The sequence below is a fragment of the Paraburkholderia sp. BCC1876 genome (genome assembly GCF_902833695.1).
Lineage (GTDB): Bacteria > Pseudomonadota > Gammaproteobacteria > Burkholderiales > Burkholderiaceae > Paraburkholderia.
This window is the reverse complement of record NZ_CADFGI010000063.1, coordinates 1-499: the sequence shown is the minus strand read 5'-3', so window position 1 is coordinate 499 and position 499 is coordinate 1. Positions and strand designations below refer to the sequence as shown.

The 499-nt window shown below is 66.3% G+C and carries 1 protein-coding gene; it reads left to right on the top strand.

All coding sequences use genetic code 11. The features are described 5' to 3' along the window. Positions 1-499, top strand: a 499-nt coding sequence (locus HWY05_RS37770; RefSeq protein ID WP_176061491.1) for a DUF2345 domain-containing protein, incomplete at both ends; no start/stop codon positions are given.

Sequence of the window (499 nt, the reverse complement as noted above, 5' to 3'; positions counted from 1 at the left end):
CAACGGCGACTTTCCCGAACTGGACGACGCACAGTTGCTGCTGGCGGGCGCCGCCGGCATCGCCGTCACCACGCCGGGAACGACTCATGTCGCGGCGGGGCGGCACGTGGCGATAACGGCCGGCGACACGATGGCCGTTGCCGCCGGCAAATCGCTCCTGGCGAGTGTTTCGGACAGGTTCTCGGTGTTCGTCCATCGCATGGGCATGAGGCTGGTCGCCGCCAGCGGCCAGGTACGGATCGAGGCGCAGGACGACGATCTCGAGTTGCTGGCCAGGAAGGTGGTCGCGATCGTCAGCACGACGGACTGGATCACCCTCACCGCGAAGCAGGGCATTCGGTTGACGGCGGGAGGTAGCCAGCTGGAAGTCAGCGCGAAGGGGATAGTCGGTTATACGGCCGGCGAGAACCTGATCCACGCAAGCAGCCACGATACGGCCGCCGGGCAAAACATCCCGACGCGGTTTCCCGGCAAGGACCTGTGCGCGCATCTCGCCGTT